This is a genomic window from Rhizobium jaguaris, from assembly GCF_003627755.1.
Classification (GTDB): Bacteria; Pseudomonadota; Alphaproteobacteria; order Rhizobiales; family Rhizobiaceae; genus Rhizobium; species Rhizobium jaguaris.
This window is the reverse complement of the sequence record NZ_CP032696.1, coordinates 49,796-67,745: the sequence shown is the minus strand read 5'-3', so window position 1 is coordinate 67,745 and position 17,950 is coordinate 49,796. Positions and strand designations below refer to the sequence as shown.

At 61.4% G+C, this 17,950-nt stretch carries 4 protein-coding genes and 1 pseudogene; 1 reads left to right on the top strand and 4 read right to left on the bottom strand.

Annotated elements, in window-relative coordinates; all coding sequences use genetic code 11:
- Window positions 1-73: 73 nt before the first annotated feature.
- A pseudogene (locus CCGE525_RS39955) lies at window positions 74-181 on the top strand (ribonucleotide-diphosphate reductase subunit beta); the annotation flags it as partial.
- Here the strand turns inward: CCGE525_RS39955 and CCGE525_RS34450 are convergent.
- From CCGE525_RS34450 to CCGE525_RS34430, 4 genes are all read right to left on the bottom strand, one after another.
- Window positions 168-10,712: a non-ribosomal peptide synthetase gene (locus CCGE525_RS34450; protein WP_245472434.1), complete on the bottom strand. Its 10,545-nt coding sequence runs from the start codon at window positions 10,710-10,712 to the stop codon at window positions 168-170. The pseudogene CCGE525_RS39955 and the gene CCGE525_RS34450 overlap by 14 nt on opposite strands.
- A 40-nt stretch (window positions 10,713-10,752) precedes the next feature.
- Entirely contained in the window at window positions 10,753-14,286 is a 3,534-nt protein-coding gene (locus tag CCGE525_RS34445) for an amino acid adenylation domain-containing protein (protein ID WP_162950414.1), read from the bottom strand.
- A 1,109-nt stretch (window positions 14,287-15,395) separates the two neighbouring features.
- Complete coding sequence (locus tag CCGE525_RS34440) at window positions 15,396-15,782, bottom strand: ectoine synthase (protein ID WP_120708835.1); 387 nt, start codon at window positions 15,780-15,782, stop codon at window positions 15,396-15,398.
- A gap of 1,023 nt (window positions 15,783-16,805) precedes the next feature.
- Window positions 16,806-17,666 (bottom strand): alpha/beta fold hydrolase, encoded by an 861-nt coding sequence (locus tag CCGE525_RS34430; protein ID WP_120708834.1) that lies wholly within the window; start codon window positions 17,664-17,666, stop codon window positions 16,806-16,808.
- Window positions 17,667-17,950: the final 284 nt, after the last annotated feature.

Here is a 17,950-nt window from a genome sequence, read left to right as displayed (position 1 = left end):
TCGCCAGCACTTGTCGCAAGCAGCGCATCGCCCTGAGTCACTGCGCTTCCTCAGCATGGAAAAGGTGGCATAGCTTAACGCGGGACTGTGTTCGGCTTTTGCGAAATACGCAACCCTCTTCGCGGAGACGCAAAATCCATTTCCCTGGATGTCAGAAGCGATGGATCTCAAGAAAGTGAAGTTCGAACATTCGTTGTCGATGAGCTGTTCAGGGTCGTTGATATGCGTCGAGCCAGAACTCGGCGGTTTTCCGGGACACTCATCATGGTCAGATGGTCGCCTGGAATTGGAACGGCATGAATGGCCTCTGCACTTAAAATCCGGTCCCAACCTCGCAAAGGCGAATGTGCTTCTGGACCTATCGGAATTTTGTGAGATCGTGCCCGATGACTGATAGAGCTGTTGGCATAGAACTGGTGTATCTCAACCGGCAGAGACGGAAGTCGATACAAGTTCAGCGCCCTTCGAAACTGCAAGGCCTTTTCATACATCAAAATCTCTTTCTGGAGATCACGATCCAGAGGTAACCCTCCAAGTTCCTGTGCCATTTCGAGGAGCTGAGAAACTGAACTTTGCTCAGCGATCCGTTCGAGTACTTCGAAGGAGTCGTCATCTAATTCGACAGAGTCAAGAAGCACCTCTCGCATCATTTTGGTCGGCGATAGCCTTGACGGATTTGCAGGTAACACAACATCGATTAGGGCAATGAATGACACAGCGTCACCGGGACCTAGCAAGCAATGCGCAATTGCGTAAGCTAAGATTGCCCCTGATGAGTATCCGGCAAAGCGGTATGGGCCCTGTGGCTGGATCTCTCGAATTGCCAGGCTTAGCTCCGCTGCCATTGCCTCGAGAGTTGGCGGACGAACGTCATTGAAAGGCGGCCATGGCAAAGCGTAGACAGGACATTCTACGTCCATTTCCTTCGCCAAACTCAAGACATAGGAGCAATCGCCCAAACCTGTGGGAACGAAGAACAGCGGCGGCTGCGATCCGGTTTCTCGAACGCAAATCACTCCCGACCTGCTGGGTTGTGGTTCCAAATGAACCTTTGATGCAAGTTCCTTTAGCAACGGGGCTTGGAAGAGGTCAGCGGCGTTAAGCTTAAACCCAAGATCGAACGCGCGACTGAGCAACTGCACCGCCAAGAGCGAATGGCCGCCGAGTTCGAAGAAGTTGTCGTGGCGTCCGACCCGCTCGACCCCGAGAAGCCCGGTCCAGATCTCGGCCAGCGTCGTCTCGATCTCGCCCTGCGGCGCCTCATAGGCGGTGCGCGCATAGGCAGCGTCGTCGGGAACAGGCAGTGCCTTGCGGTCGAGCTTGCCGTTTGGCGTCAGCGGCAGCGCCGCCAGCTGCACGAAGGCAGCCGGCACCATGTAGTCCGGCAGCCGCTCGCTGACGTGTGCGCGCAAGGCGCCGGCAAGGTCTGACCCCTCGGCTCCGTCGGCATGCTCGCTCGTAACCACATAGGCGACAAGGTGCTTGTCGCCGGCCCGGTCCTCGCGCGCCACCACCACGGCCTCGCGCACGAAGGCGTGCTCGCAAAGCCGCGCCGCGATCTCGCCCGGCTCGATGCGGAAGCCGCGGATCTTCACCTGATCGTCGGTGCGGCCGAGGAACTCCAGATTGCCGTCCGGCAGATAGCGTCCGAGGTCCCCGGTCTTGTACAACCGGTCGCCTTCTATAAAAGGACTGGCGATGAACCGCTCCGCCGTCAGCTCCGGCCGGTTCAGATAGCCGCGCGCCACGCCTGCCCCGCCAATATAAAGCTCCCCCACCGCCCCGAACGGCACCGGCCTGCCATGCCCGTCCAGAAGATACACACGCGTGTTCGCAATCGGACGGCCGATCGGGACAACGGACCCATCAAAATCAGCCGGGCAACTCCAAACCGTCGCACAGACTGTTGTTTCGGTAGGTCCATAAGCGTTGACAGTGGATGTGGGCGCCAGACTTCGGATGAGCCCAGCTTTCGGCAGCTCTCCGGCAAGAATGAGAACTTGCGACGTCCGATATTCAAGAGCGCCGCTCTCCTGAAGCAAGGCTGGAGGTAGCGTCGCATGGGTGATGGATTTGCTACGGAGATAATCCGACACCCTGTTACTCGTCTGGCGGATCTCATCCGCAGGCAAGTGCAACGCGGCGCCTGAGCCAAACGCCATAAGAAGCTCCCAAGCGCTTGCATCAAAACTAAAGGAAGCGAACTGCACGACACGGCTATTTGAACCAACGCCAAAAAGCCCGATCTGAGCCAATGCCAGGTTGACCAATCCCCGATGCTCGACCATGACCCCCTTTGGGGTTCCGGTTGATCCGGAGGTGTAGATGACATAGGCGAGATGGCGGGCGGTCAGGCCGAGGGCGCGGGAGTCGGGATCTTTGGCAGGCAGTTCGGCCCAGGCCGGGGTGGCGGTCTCCAGATCGACGACCGTCAGAGCGGCAAGAGGCTCGGGACCGAGGGCGGCCCGTCCGGCCGCATCGCAAAGGAGCAGCCGCGGTGCTGCATCGTCAAGAACCTGCCGCAGCCGCTGAGACGGGTAGGCTGGATCGAGCGGCAGATAGGCACCGCCCGCCTTAAGGATCGCCAGAACACCCACCACCATCGCCGGGCTGCGCTTCAGGCAGATCGCCACCGGCTGATCCGGCTTGACCCCGAGGGCGATCAAATGATGCGCCAACCGGTTGGCTCGCGCGTTGAGTTCGCCATAGCTCAGCTCATCGTCCTCATGGACGAGGGCGACGGCTTCGGGAGCGCGCCGCACCTGCTGCTCGAACAGCTCGTGGATGCACTTGTCCGATGGATAAGGCGCCGCCGTCCGGTTCAGATCCTCCAGCAGGTAGGCGCGCTCCTCGGCCGGCAGGATGTCGAGATCGCACACCGGCATATCGGGGGCATGCTCCAGCGCTTCGGCCAGTTGCTCGAGCACGTGCTGCATGTAGCCGCAGACCCGCTCCGCAGACACGGGCTCCGCCACCTGCGCCGTCAGCCCGAGCGCCTCGCCAAAATCCTCCACCGACAAGGTCAGCGGATAGTTGGTGCGCTCCTCTCCGCCCAGCCATTGCATGCCGGACAGAACATCATCCGCTCCGCAACCGGACATGGCCGCCGGGCTGTTGTGACGGTAGTTCAACAACGCGCTGAACAGCGGCGCCGGCGCTGCAACGCCGCTGCAGCGTTGCGCCAGCGCCAGCGAGTCATGCTCGTGCGCCAGCAGCTCGGAAAGCCGGCGATGCGTGATGCGCACGCTTTCCTTCACACCGGTCCCGTCCAAGTCGAGCCGCACAGGCAGGGTGTTGATGAACAGGCCCATGGCGCGGTTGGCGCCGGTGCCGGCATGCATGCGGCCGAACAGCACCGTGCCGAACACCACCTGCTGACGCCCGCTGCTCAGCGCCACCACCTGCCCCCAGGCCAGATGGCACAGGCTCGCAAGGCTCACCCCTAGCCGCCGCGCCTGATGGCGCAGCCGGTCGTTGAGCCCCTGCGGCAGCATCCGATGCGCCTCGCCAACCCCGCTGCCGTCGCCGCGCACCTCGCTCAGCCCGAACGGCAGGGTCGGTTCGTCGATGTCGGCCAGCTGTTCCTTGAAGAACTCTTCATGCGCCTTGGCATCCACACCCAGGCGCGCCTGCGCCACCAGATTGCGGAACGGCTGCGGTGCGGCAAGCTCATGCCCGCGACCTTCCAGCACGGCCCGCACCTCGGCATGCATGACCTCCAGCGTCGTGTGATCGCCGATCAGATGATGCAGCAGCTCCGACAGCAGCCAGCGCCCCGTGCCCGGCTCGCGCGCAATCACAAACCGCAACAACGGCGCCCGGCCAAGATCGATGCGTTGCCGGCGTGGATCGAACCTTCGCTTCAGCTGCTCGTGGCCAGCACCGCCATCCTCGTCCAGCTCGACCTCGCTCACGTCCAGCGGCGCCTTGCGCCACACCACCTGCGCCGGACTCGACAGCCCCTCCCACACAAATGAGGTGCGCAGGATGTCGTGGCGGTCGACGACCTGCTGGACCGCGCCGAGATAGCGCTCCAACAGGCCGCGGTCGGCGAAGGCCATCTGACTGACCAGCAGGTACGGATCGCCGCGGCTCGCCAACAGATGGTGGAACAGGATGCCGTCCTGCAACGGCGGCAGAGCATAAATGTCTTTGATGTTGCCGACGCCGCCGGGCACCGTTTCTACGATCCGGTCGATCTCCGGCTGGGAAAGCGCGATGAGCGGCAGCATCTCTGGCGTAATCGCCGTGCACTGCTCGGTGATCAGGTTGGCAGGCACCGTCACCTCATGATGGCTGACGAGGCTGGCGGCAAGTTCGGACAGCACCGGCCTGGCGAACAGGGTGCGCACCTCGACGTCCAGAGACAGCCGCCGCAGCCGCTCCATCAACTGCACCGCCAAGAGCGAGTGTCCGCCGAGTTCGAAGAAGTGGTCGTGGCGTCCGACCCGCTCGACCCCGAGAAGCCCGGTCCAGATCTCGGCCAGCGTCGTCTCGATCTCGCCCTGCGGCGCCTCATAGGCGGTGCGCGCATAGGCAGCGTCGTCGGGAACAGGCAGTGCCTTGCGGTCGAGCTTGCCGTTTGGCGTCAGCGGCAGCGCCGCCAGCTGCACGAAGGCAGCCGGCACCATGTAGTCCGGCAGTTGGGCACTCAGATGCGCGCGCAGGGCGCCGGCAAGGTCTGACCCCTCGGCTCCGTCGGCATGCTCGCTCGTAACCACATAGGCGACAAGGTGCTTGTCGCCGGCCCGGTCCTCGCGCGCCACCACCACGGCCTCGCGCACGAAGGCGTGCTCGCAAAGCCGCGCGGCGATCTCGCCCGGCTCGATGCGGAAGCCGCGGATCTTCACCTGATCGTCGGTGCGGCCGAGGAACTCCAGATTGCCGTCCGGCAGATAGCGTCCGAGGTCCCCGGTCCGGTACAGCCGGTCGCCTTCTATAAAAGGACTGGCGATGAACCGCTCCGCCGTCAGCTCCGGCCGGTTCAGATAGCCGCGCGCCACGCCTGCCCCGCCAATATAAAGCTCCCCCACCGCCCCGAACGGCACCGGCCTGCCATGCCCGTCCAGAAGATACACACGCGTGTTCGCAATCGGACGGCCGATCGGGACAACGGACCCATCAAAATCAGCCGGGCAACTCCACGCTGTAACGTCGATGGCAGCTTCCGTGGGACCGTACAGATTGTGCAGGCCAGTCCAAGGCAAAACGCGCCGAACCTTCTGCGCAAGGGGGGCAGGAAGCGCCTCACCACTGCACACGAGACGCTGCAGCGATGTGCTGCGGTCAACACCTTTGGCGTCCATAAAGCTGACCAGCATCGATGGAACAAAGTGTGCCGTGGTGATCCGTTGACTGATTATCAGTTTTACAAGCGCATCAGGGTCTTTATGCGCATCTGGCGGCGCCAGCACCAGGGACGCCCCTTCAAGCAACGTCCAGAAGAATTCCCAGGCCGAGACATCGAAACTAAATGGCGTCTTCTGCACCACGACATCAGTTGCTTTGAGAGCGTAGGCTCTTTGCATCCAGATCAGGCGATTGATAATAGCCCGATGCTCATTCTGTGCCCCCTTTGGGGTTCCGGTTGATCCGGAGGTATAGATCACATAGGCGAGATGGCGTGGGGTGAGGCCAAGGGCGCGGGGGTCGGGATCGGAAGCGGGCAGTTCAGTCCAGGCCGGGTTGACCGACTCCAGATCGACCACCGTCAGGTCGGCGAGCGCTCCGGGCCCCAGTGCTGCGCGGCCGGCCGCATCGCAAAGGAACAGCCGCGATGCTGCATCGTCAAGAACCTGCCGCAGCCGCTGAGACGGGTAGGCTGGATCGAGCGGCAGATAGGCACCGCCCGCTTTAAGGATCGCCAGAACCCCCACCACCATCGCCGGACTGCGCTTCAGGCAGATCGCCACCGGCTGATCCGGCTTTACACCGAGGGCGATCAAATGATGCGCCAACCGGTTGGCCCGCGCGTTGAGTTCGCCATAACTCAGCTCTTCGTCTTCATGGACCACCGCCACCGCGTCCGGCGTCTTGGCTGCCTGCTGCTCGAACAGCTCGTGGATGCACTTGTCCGATGGATAGTCCGCCGCCGTCCGGTTCAGATCCTCCAGCAGGTAGGCGCGCTCGTCAGCCGGCAGGATGTCGATGCGGCCGACCGGCTGGCTTGCATCGGCGACCATCGCCCGCAGCAGCGCCAAAAGATAACCACGCTGCCGCTCGATCGTCGCTTCATCGAACAGCGCGCTCGCATAACTCAGCGTTCCGGCGATGACCTCGCCATGCTCGCAAAGGCTCAGTTCCAGATCGAACTTGACCTGATCGAACCCCTCCCCCGCAGCCTCCACGCTCAGCCCCGGCAGGTCGAATGACCCGTCGGCACTGTTCTCCCAGGCCAACATCACCTGGAACAGTGGCGTGTGATCAAGAGCCCGGGGCGGTTTGACGATCTCCACAACCTGCTCGAACGGCACGTCCTGGTGTTCCTGTGCCGCCAGCGCAGTGCGCCGCGTCCGCTCCAGAAGCGCCGACACGCTCGGCGCGCCCGACAGGTCCAGCCGAAGCACCAGGGTGTTGACGAAGAAGCCGATCAACTCTTCGGTCTCGCGCCGGCCGCGATTGGCGCTCGGCACACCAATGACAATGTCGTCCTGCCCCGACAGGCGCGACAGCACCGCAGCCCAGGCCGCCAGCACCGTCATGAACAGCGTCGTGCCATGCTGCCGGCTCAGCCGCTTCAGCCCGCGCGTCAGATCCGCATCGATGACAACGGGAACATTGGCTCCGGCAAACGACTGCTCGGCCGGCCGCGGCCGGTCCGTCGGCAGCGCAAGACGGGCCGGGGCGCCGGCCAGGGTCTCGCGCCAATAGTCCGCCTGGGTCTGCAGCCGTTCCCCCGACAGCCACTGGCGTTGCCAGGCGGCATAGTCCGGATATTGGATGGCGAGCGGCGGCAAAGGATCGTCCTGTCCAGCGGCGAATGCCCGGTAGAGGCTGCTCAGTTCCCGCACGAGCACCCCCATCGACCAGCCGTCCGAGACGATGTGATGCTGGGTCAAAAGGAAGACGTGCTCCTCATCCGACATCCGGATCAGCCGGCCGCGGATCAGCGGCCCGCGCGAAAGATCAAAGGGCGTGCACGCTTCCTCATGGCACAGATCCAAAAGCGACGCCTCAGCATCCGCCCTGCCCTTCAGATCGTGCTCGATCACCGGCAGACCGGCATCCGGTGGCAGAAGCTCGACCCGGGGCTTGCCCTGCGGTGCGACAAAGACGCTGCGCAGCGCCTCATGCCGCGCAAACAGGCGGTCGAGGCTGCGCTGCCAAGCGCTGCGCTCGAGCACACCAGATAGCCGCAGGACGAGCGGCATGTGATAGTTCGTGCTCTCTGCGTCCAACTGCGTCAGGAACCACAGCCGCTGCTGGGCAAACGACGGCACAAGCGGCGCATCGCGCGACACGGCCACGATCGCCGGCAGGTGTTGCGGACCGGCTCGACTCAACACCTCGACGATGCTTTGTGCCAGATCGCAAAGCACCGGCTTGGCAAACAGGGTTCTCAGCGGCAGTTCGACACCAAAGGCCTGCGACAGCCGGCTCAAGAGCCTTACGGCGAGCAGCGAATGGCCGCCGAGTTCGAAGAAGTTGTCATGGCGGCCGACCCGCTCGACCCCGAGCAGCTCCGTCCAGATCTCGGCCAGCGTCGTCTCGATCTCGCCCTGCGGCGCCTCATAGGCGGTGCGCGCATAGGCAGCGTCGTCGGGAACAGGCAGTGCCTTGCGGTCGAGCTTGCCGTTTGGCGTCAGCGGCAGCGCCGCCAGCTGCACGAAGGCAGCCGGCACCATGTAGTCCGGCAGTTGGGCACTCAGATGCGCGCGCAGGGCGCCGGCAAGGTCTGACCCCTCGGCTCCGTCGGCATGCTCGCTCGTAACCACATAGGCGACAAGGTGCTTGTCGCCGGCCCGGTCCTCGCGCGCCACCACCACGGCCTCGCGCACGAAGGCGTGCTCGCAAAGCCGCGCGGCGATCTCGCCCGGCTCGATGCGGAAGCCGCGGATCTTCACCTGATCGTCGGTGCGGCCGAGGAACTCCAGATTGCCGTCCGGCAGATAGCGTCCGAGGTCCCCGGTCCGGTACAGCCGGTCGCCTTCTATAAAAGGACTGGCGATGAACCGCTCCGCCGTCAGCTCCGGCCGGTTCAGATAGCCGCGCGCCACGCCTGCCCCGCCAATATAAAGCTCCCCCACCGCCCCGAACGGCACCGGCCTGCCATGCCCGTCCAGAAGATACACACGCGTGTTCGCAATCGGACGGCCGATCGGGACAACGGACCCATCAAAATCAGCCGGGCAACTCCACGCTATCGCGAAGGTCGTCGTCTCGGTCGGACCGTAGCAGTGAATGAGACGTAATGGACCTTCTTCACTCAGCAATTTCAGAAATGATTGAAAATCGTTGCGCTCGCCTCCACAGAGGAGGTACTTAAGTTGTGCTAATATCGGAGCAATCGATAATGTATATTGATTGAATAACGCCGTTGTTAGGAAAAGGGTTGTCACCCGTTGCTCTTTAAGTGCCTTGGCAAAACTTGAAGAATTTATGACTGTGACGGTATCCATTGCAATAATGCAGCCACCGTTGAGCAGCGGCGCCCACACTTCAAATGTGCTGGCGTCGAAAGCCAGATTACCCGCCCACGCCACACGATCTCCGGCATCGATTTTCGCATATCCATTGTTGATGACTAGCCGGTTCACGGCGCGGTGAGGCACAACTACTCCCTTGGGACGGCCGGTCGAGCCAGACGTGTACATCACGTAAGCGGCAGCCTCGGCGCTCAATGCCAAGCCAGGATCTCTACTACTTCCTCTTCCAACCATGAACGGCTCAATGGCCAGAACAGGGATCGTCGCCTCAACCAGCTCATCATCGTCACTCTTGCAAAGCACCAGGCGTGCCGCACAATCGGCCATCAACCATTCTTGTCGCGCAGACGGAAGAGCGTGATCGATCGGCACATACACTCCCCCCGCCTTGAGGATCGCCAACTGCGCCACGACAAGGGCGATGGAGCGGTCCAGCACTGTCGCAATGCGATCCCCCGGCCTGACCTCTCGGGCGATCAGATGATGCGCCAACCGGTTGGCCCGCGCGTTGAGTTCGCCATAACTCAGCTCTTCGTCTTCATGGACCACCGCCACCGCGTCCGGCGTCTTGGCTGCCTGCTGCTCGAACAGCTCGTGGATGCACTTGTCCGATGGATAGTCCGCCGCCGTCCGGTTCAGATCCTCCAGCAGGTAGGCGCGCTCGTCAGCCGGCAGGATGTCGATGCGGCCGACCGGCTGGCTTGCATCGGCGACCATCGCCCGCAGCAGCGCCAAAAGATAACCACGCTGCCGCTCGATCGTCGCTTCATCGAACAGCGCGCTCGCATAACTCAGCGTTCCGGCGATGACCTCGCCATGCTCGCAAAGGCTCAGTTCCAGATCGAACTTGACCTGATCGAACCCCTCCCCCGCAGCCTCCACGCTCAGCCCCGGCAGGTCGAATGACCCGTCGGCACTGTTCTCCCAGGCCAACATCACCTGGAACAGTGGCGTGTGATCAAGAGCCCGGGGCGGTTTGACGATCTCCACAACCTGCTCGAACGGCACGTCCTGGTGTTCCTGTGCCGCCAGCGCAGTGCGCCGCGTCCGCTCCAGAAGCGCCGACACGCTCGGCGCGCCCGACAGGTCCAGCCGAAGCACCAGGGTGTTGACGAAGAAGCCGATCAACTCTTCGGTCTCGCGCCGGCCGCGATTGGCGCTCGGCACACCAATGACAATGTCGTCCTGCCCCGACAGGCGCGACAGCACCGCAGCCCAGGCCGCCAGCACCGTCATGAACAGCGTCGTGCCATGCTGCCGGCTCAGCCGCTTCAGCCCGCGCGTCAGATCCGCATCGATGACAACGGGAACATTGGCTCCGGCAAACGACTGCTCGGCCGGCCGCGGCCGGTCCGTCGGCAGCGCAAGACGGGCCGGGGCGCCGGCCAGGGTCTCGCGCCAATAGTCCGCCTGGGTCTGCAGCCGTTCCCCCGACAGCCACTGGCGTTGCCAGGCGGCATAGTCCGGATATTGGATGGCGAGCGGCGGCAAAGGATCGTCCTGTCCAGCGGCGAATGCCCGGTAGAGGCTGCTCAGTTCCCGCACGAGCACCCCCATCGACCAGCCGTCCGAGACGATGTGATGCTGGGTCAAAAGGAAGACGTGCTCCTCATCCGACATCCGGATCAGCCGGCCGCGGATCAGCGGCCCGCGCGAAAGATCAAAGGGCGTGCACGCTTCCTCATGGCACAGATCCAAAAGCGACGCCTCAGCATCCGCCCTGCCCTTCAGATCGTGCTCGATCACCGGCAGACCGGCATCCGGCGGCAGAAGCTCGACCCGGGGCTTGCCCTGCGGTGCGACAAAGACGCTGCGCAGCGCCTCATGCCGCGCAAACAGGCGGTCGAGGCTGCGCTGCCAAGCGCTGCGCTCGAGCACACCAGATAGCCGCAGGACGAGCGGCATGTGATAGTTCGTGCTCTCTGCGTCCAACTGCGTCAGGAACCACAGCCGCTGCTGGGCAAACGACGGCGCAAGCGGCTCGTTCCGGCTTACCCGTGATATCGCGGTGTCTGCTTCGCTCCGTTTTGCTATCTTCTCTTTTGCAACTAGAAACAGCCGGGCCAAGCTTTCGTCGTCTAGGTTTTCCAAGCCGTTCCTAACTAAATTAGTCATTAGCTAGCTCCTTGGAGACCAGCTTTTCAAGCTCGTCACCATCGAATTCTTGTTCAATCAAGGTGATAGAGATTTCACGGGCAAGGTGCGCGAGCACCGGTTTGGCAAACAGGGTTCTCAGCGGCAGCTCGACACCAACAGCCCGCGACAGCCGACTCAAGAGCCGAACGGCGAGCAGCGAGTGTCCGCCGAGTTCGAAGAAGTTGTCATGGCGGCCGACCCGCTCGACCCCGAGCAGCTCCGTCCAGATCTCGGCCAGCGTCGTCTCGATCTCGCCCTGCGGCGCCTCATAGGCGCGGCGCGCATAGGCATCGTCATCGGGAACAGGCAGCGCCTTGCGGTCGAGCTTGCCGTTTGGCGTCAGCGGCAGCGCCGCCAGCTGCACGAAGGCAGCCGGCACCATGTAGTCCGGCAGTTGGGCACTCAGATGCGCGCGCAGGGCGCCGGCAAGGTCTGACCCCTCGGCTCCGTCGGCATGCTCGCTCGTAACCACATAGGCGACAAGGTGCTTGTCGCCGGCGCGGTCCTCGCGCGCCACCACGACGGCCTCGCGCACGAAGGCGTGCTCGCAAAGCCGCGCGGCGATCTCGCCCGGCTCGATGCGGAAGCCGCGGATCTTCACCTGATCGTCGGTGCGGCCGAGGAACTCCAGATTGCCGTCCGGCAGATAACGTCCGAGGTCCCCGGTCCGGTACAGCCGGTCGCCTTCTATAAAAGGACTGGCGATGAACCGCTCCGCCGTCAGCTCCGGCCGGTTCAGATAGCCGCGCGCCACGCCTGCCCCGCCAATATAAAGCTCCCCCACCGCCCCGAATGGCACCGGCCTGCCATGCCCGTCCAGAAGATACACACGCGTGTTCGCAATCGGACGGCCGATGGGTGGCAATTGGGGCCAGCATGATGGGTCAGCTGCAAGGCGGTGCTCGGCAATGACGTTGATTTCTGTGGACCCGTATTGATTGATCAATCTCGCCTTTGGATGTGCTTCGAAGAACGCCCTAAGCAGTGGAGTGGCCTGCAATCGCTCACCCGCTGTATAGATCTCGCTCAAATAGGGCAGCCGCACTTGCTGCGCGCCCCAGACTTCCGCAAAATGGTTCAATGCTACGAACGGGAGGAAAAGCCGCTCGATCGCCTCCCTCTTCACGAATTCGAGCAAATCGGAGAAGTTCCTACGGGTTTCTTCCCGCACGAGCACGAGCAGTCCACCATCCTTCCAACAAATGAACAATTCCTGGGAGGACACGTCGAAGTTCAGGGTCGCGAATTGAAGTGTGCGTTTTCGCACTCCATTCCCCGGTGGGGGCGAGAGCGAATTCACAAGCGAGCCGTGGGACATTTCGACGCCCTTTGGGGTTCCGGTTGAGCCGGAGGTGTAGATGATATAGGCGAGATGGCCGGAGGTGAGGCCAAGCGTACGCCGCTCCGGGTCCGAGGGCGACCGCTCGGCCCAGGCGGGGGTGGCCGTATCCAGATCGACCAGGCGGACATCGGCCAGCGCGTCGGCACCCAATGCGTTTCGGCCGCCGGCATCGCAAAGCAGCAGTTGCGGTTCTGCATCGTCGACGATTTGCCGCAGCCGCGCCGACGGATAGGCAGGATCAAGCGGCAGATAGGCACCGCCCGCCTTGAGGATCGCCAAAACACCCACCACCATCGCCAGGCTGCGCTCCAGGCAGATCGCCACCGGCTGATCCGGCCTGACCCCGAGGGCGATCAGATGATGCGCAAGCCGGTTGGCCCGCGCGTTGAGCTCGCCATAGCTCAGCCGCTCGTTCTCATGGACCACCGCCACCGCCTCCGGCGCCTTTTGCACCTGCTGCTCGAACAACTCGTGGATGCACTTGTCCGATGGATAAGGCGCCGCCGTGCGGTTCAGATCTTCCAGCAGATAGGTGCGCTCGGCGGCCGGCAGGATGTCGACGCGGTCGAGCGGTTGGCCGGCTCCGAGCATCACACCATGTAATAAAGTTTGTACATGCTGCGTCATTCGGTCGATCTGCTTCGGCGCTAATCTGCTGGCATCAAAATGCCAACGAAAGCTCCCATCCAGAGCGCAAACCTCGAAAGTCAGCAAATCGCCGCATAGGACTGGGCCAGTTCTGTGGCTCGTCTTCAGATCGCCAGCGGCCGAACAGCTATCTGCCGTTATGGTGATGCCAATCGGCCAGGGCTGGCGCGATCGTAGCGCCTCCACCCCTCGCAATGACGGGAAGCGCGCGGTGAGATCCCGGGCAAAGCTAGCGTGCTCCCGCAACTGAGCGAATTCGATCGCCACCGTTTTGCGCATTTCTTCAAAATCATGTGCGAGATCAATGGTAACTTCCATCGGCACGACAGAGGCGATCAACTGGTCTACGGCTTTGCAGCCCGTTTGCGATCCATCCGATGCAGGCGTCCATCCCAGTTGAAGCTCTGCTTCTCCGGTGATGCGGGCGAGATAGATCAGGAAAGCCGTTACCAAGTATTCGGTGCGATCGAGTGGGAACAGTTTAGCCAAAGCACTTGGGTTGAACCACGAACTCGACTGCCATCCGGGCAGCGCCGCAGCCGCAGACGACGACAGGAAAGGAAGCTGCAATATTCTAAACTGCTCTAACCGCTGTCGCCAAAAATCCTCCCGCGGCGCCAGAAATTCGTGGGTGGCAGTTATGCTCCGCGCCTGTTCATCGCTCAAAATCGGAAGGTGGTCACCTTCATCCAGATTGGAGTGCATGGCGAGGGCTCGCGCGTCCAGCACCTGCCCATCGGGGTCGCCAAAACAAACATCGACATCCTCTGTACCCGTCGCCATACGCCAATGGCTGGAGTGGACTTCCAGCAAGGAACCTGCTGGAACGCCCGAGCGTCGAGGCAACACCTCCAGGGACCTCACTCTGACAACCTCACCGGCTACGAGAGCCTTGGCTAGACACAATGGATTGGGATGATGTGCCCCAAAGTCTAAGGCACGCGTCATCGCCGACAGATCCTGCGCGGATTTCTCCCATCTCAGACAGCCTGCCGCATCTGGGCGTCGGCGCCTCGGGAAATAGCTTCTGTCTGCCAGCGCCTGCGGCCGGGCAGTCAGCTTCCCGTTCGCTAAGCCCGTTATTAGCTCGCGGAAACCCTCGAATGCAGCTTCATAACATTTGAGGTTCAGGGTAAGTGTCGTGTCGCTGGGCGCAATCGACACTTGGCGCTGAACCGCGACGTCACCAGTGTCAACACCATCACCCATCCTATGCCATGTGATGGCATATTCGCTCTCTTGCGCCAGCAAAGCCCAGGACGTCGCGTGCACTCCCGCATATCGTGGCAATGGACCGTCGTGGTAATTGAACGCACCTCGACGCACTCGCCCAAACACGTTCGGTGGCAATACGAACGGATTGACAACGGAGAAAAGCCACTCTACCGGCTGGGCCTTCAAAAGAGAGCAGAGCTCTTCAACACTCGCTACACACCGGATGTTGGCGCGAGCCGCCCACTCTGCGAACATGGGGTCGGCGGACAGGGCCGCATCAATGACGTGGCCTCTCTCCATTGCCAGCTGAGCGCAGCTGATAGCAAGTGTACCACTGCCGACAAAGGCACTGGAGGAAATGGGTCGGACTGCAGGTTGCCTATCCTGACTGTCTGCTTCGCGTGCACCGGACCCATGTGCCATTTTTATCCCTCTCACAGTCTACCCTTGAAGTAGGGCAGGTCCCATCCTAGGCGCCCCACCATGGAGCGCCTCAAACGCGTTACATTGGTTTAGATTTGCTCGGGCGCAATCGCGCCCACAGTCCCCGGTGCAAATGGGGCCTGCATTGACGGTAACGAAACTTTTGCGCGCAGCCAGATATCCCCAAAGTGCCCCGGCAAGCCGTGTCTGCAAATATCGTCTCTGGCAGTCTCGCAGTCGCCAACTTACCTCGTCTGAGTTTCCGGTGAGCGTCATCATCGGACGACTTCTCCTCAGTTCAGGGGCCTTTGTACAGTACCACGCACGTACCGTGCCAACGAGAAATCGTTCTCAATCAACACGATAGCCCAAACACTGCTCTGTCATTTATCCGACATCGCCGGACATAAATTGAGCGCGCTGTCAATCGGCATAACCCTTCCGGAATCTTGCCCGATGTGTTCCGAGCAAAGAAAGGGGAGCCTGGAAAGCGGGTTTTGGGGTCCATCTTCGCTTGTTGCGCAACGGTGCGTTTGCGAGGCGAGAGCGACCCTTCTGATGACGGCGGGTGATGCAACTTTGGGTGCTTGCCAATCTCGATGAGTGCATTGTACTTGGGGTTGAGATCGGGATTGAAGGGGCTGCAACAACTGCTGGCATATAGAGCGCTGACGGACGATGGGGCCTTCTGCCAGATTAATGCGCATCTGGTCCACCGTCCGGATTGTCGGCTCATGGATGCGAGACCGCATCAGAAGATTGCGGTCTTTTCGTCGATGTTTCCGAGTTCCGGCATTTTAATGATTAGAGCGGTTCCCTGGCCGAATGAATCTGCGGGGTGCCGTGCACTTCGAATGCGAGCTTTCGATCGGGACCTGAATCCTGTTTGGCACTGTGGCCAGCGGCACATGAAAGGCGGCACCAACCAACAACCGCAAAGCTCAACTAGCGGCGGTTTATAAGAGATCTGCGTTTGTTCGCCTTGCTCAATATGCTGAGCCTGCCGGGTCGTTGAGCTTGTGGCGCTCGGTTCCCTTGAGGGGCGGGTTGAAGATGCTGACGAGGATCAGGTCCTTGTCCCGGCCCCCGCGCAGAAAATGCTTGTCATGCTTGTCAAGCACATAGAGGTCGCCCTTGCGAATAGGGAAGACATTACCGTCCATGTCCTCGACCTCGCCCTCTCCAGCTATGCAGTAGCACGCCTCGAGATGATTGCGGTATTGGAGAAGCGAGACGGTGTTAGCCCGCACTACGGTGTGGCAGATGCTAAAGCCTATGCCGTCCTTGTCTGTCAGGAGGCGGTGGCTAGTACCATTGCCCCAATCGACGAAGTGATCCGTCGCTTCAATATCGCGCAGGCTACGCACAATCATAGCGCTATCCATTTCTATCTTTGATCGCAGAAATGCAAGTCAAGTCATTATTGTGGGAAGCTGTAGGCCGTTGTTCTGACTGGAAGCTCGGCTTCCGGCAGCTCCCGGCGCCGAAAAGGCAAATTGGTTATTTGGGCGCGGGGCACGCCGGCAAGCACATGCATGTTCATGTCCGCCATTGCCGTTCGCTGGCTAGCATTGGTTCTGATCTAACTCGATCCCTTTCTCGCAATGCCCCTATTGCGCGGGCGACGGCAGACGCTGCGTAGGAGTTTTCGGATCTGGCAAGTTGTTTCCTTCCGTCGCTGTGCCTCGCAACGCGAATACGGCTCCGCAGCCTCTTAGCTAACGACGCAAATCTTGTGCCACCATAACGGATAAGTATATGCCTGTTTTTAGCTGGTTAGAGAGTGGAAAGATAGCGGCGCGTGAAGCCAATCTGACGAACTGCCAACGGATGGCGGACAATTCCGCCCGGTTATGTGTCGTGCAGCTTGTCGACTTCCGCCCGTTCAATGGCGCGCTTTATGTCTTCCAGTCAAAACGCGGCTAACGACCGACATTCTGCATACGGTTTTCGTTTTGCGACGATCGCCTATCCGTGGCACCGCTGTTCGGGAGCAAGGTGAAGGTCTCGCCGTTTCGGCGCTGCAAGAGCCTGATGTCCATCTTTATGCGCAAGCGGCCCGATCTTTCCCAATGAGTCAGCGAACTGGATGTTCGATGAGCGCTATTGCCGCGGGATGAGACTTGGACCACCCGAGATCAGCATCGATGGCCTTGACGAACTGGCGGCTGCCTTGGCACCGTTCGGCGCGACTCGCTCAAGAGGTTCTGCCCTCTCAACGAGGCAGAAACGGGCGCCCACGATCAGCGCACCCTTCCGCTCGACGCGGGCTCATCCAGCGTGATGTTCTTCGCCGAAAACCGCGGCGCTGACGACCAGCTAGGGAAGGTGTCGCGATGCTTCGCTCAGTCGAAAGCATGACTTTACATCGTGAACCGGTCTATTAGGCACATCCGTTACACCCCGGTGGTGGGGCGCGGCCTCAGGCCGACTGCCAAGAAGCGGTCGAGCATTGCATTCACCTGGTCAGCCACCTCGATGGTGTTGAAATGGCCAGCCAACAGCGTCTTCGCCAGAATGAGCTGCGAGCAGCGAGCCTTTAGCCAGTCGAGATCACACGCAGCGCTCACCAGCGGCACATCGGCCGCGATGTAGGCCATCGGGACCTTGCAACGCGATGCCGCAGGGGACGCGTCATAGTTGAGAAAGAAATTGCGCATCGCAGAATATGCCACATGCTGCGGTGTCTTCTCGCACGAAGCCCGGATGTAGGTGTTGTGGATGCTCTCGCGCCTGGGAGGGTCATCGTAGTCGAGTGCCATGGACCACGCGTTTTTCCGCAAAACCTGCCGATAATTTGAGCCGGAAATCTCATCCAGGAACTGGCCAATTTCGGGGCTGTCGCGCAGCGCCCGCCGGGGCATGACAACAGAATCGATCATCACCAGACCCGAGGCCAGCTCCGGATGGCGCCCGCACAGCTCAAGTGCGACCGAGCCCCCCATGCTGTGGCCGATGATCAGCGGTTTTTCGAGCTTCCGCTCACCGCATTGCCATGCTACGTCGTCGGCAAAACCCTCGATCGTGTATTCCTGCTTCGGCGCATCGCTGTGTCCGTGACCGCGGAGGTTGACCGCAACGACGTGCCGACTGTTAGCGAAATGTTCGATCTGCGGCGTGAATATCCTGTGATCGCCGGTCCAGCCGTGAATCAGGACGAGCGGCGGACTCAGGGGCGATGCCGAAATAGCTTCGAAGTGCGCGAGGCACACCCCGGCGCGATTCATCAGGATGGGGCCTGATTCGGCTACATTCATGAGGTTCGACTCCTTTTTTCTGTGCTGGCTATCTAAGGATAGATGGTGTGTGTCAGAGAGAGAGCAGCCAACGGCAGTCAGACCGCGAAGACAATGGGTTCGCCGACCAAACTGATGCAATCGAGTAGAGAACGCCCGCGCCAGAAGGGGCAACGCTGGAATACGATGACCTGGAAGAGGCACCAGGCCGGAGATAAGATCGACTTGCGCCCGGTACGGAAGCATCGAAGGAATGATATCGATGCCTAGATCCCGTAGGGGAGATGCCTGCGCGCGCCGACGAT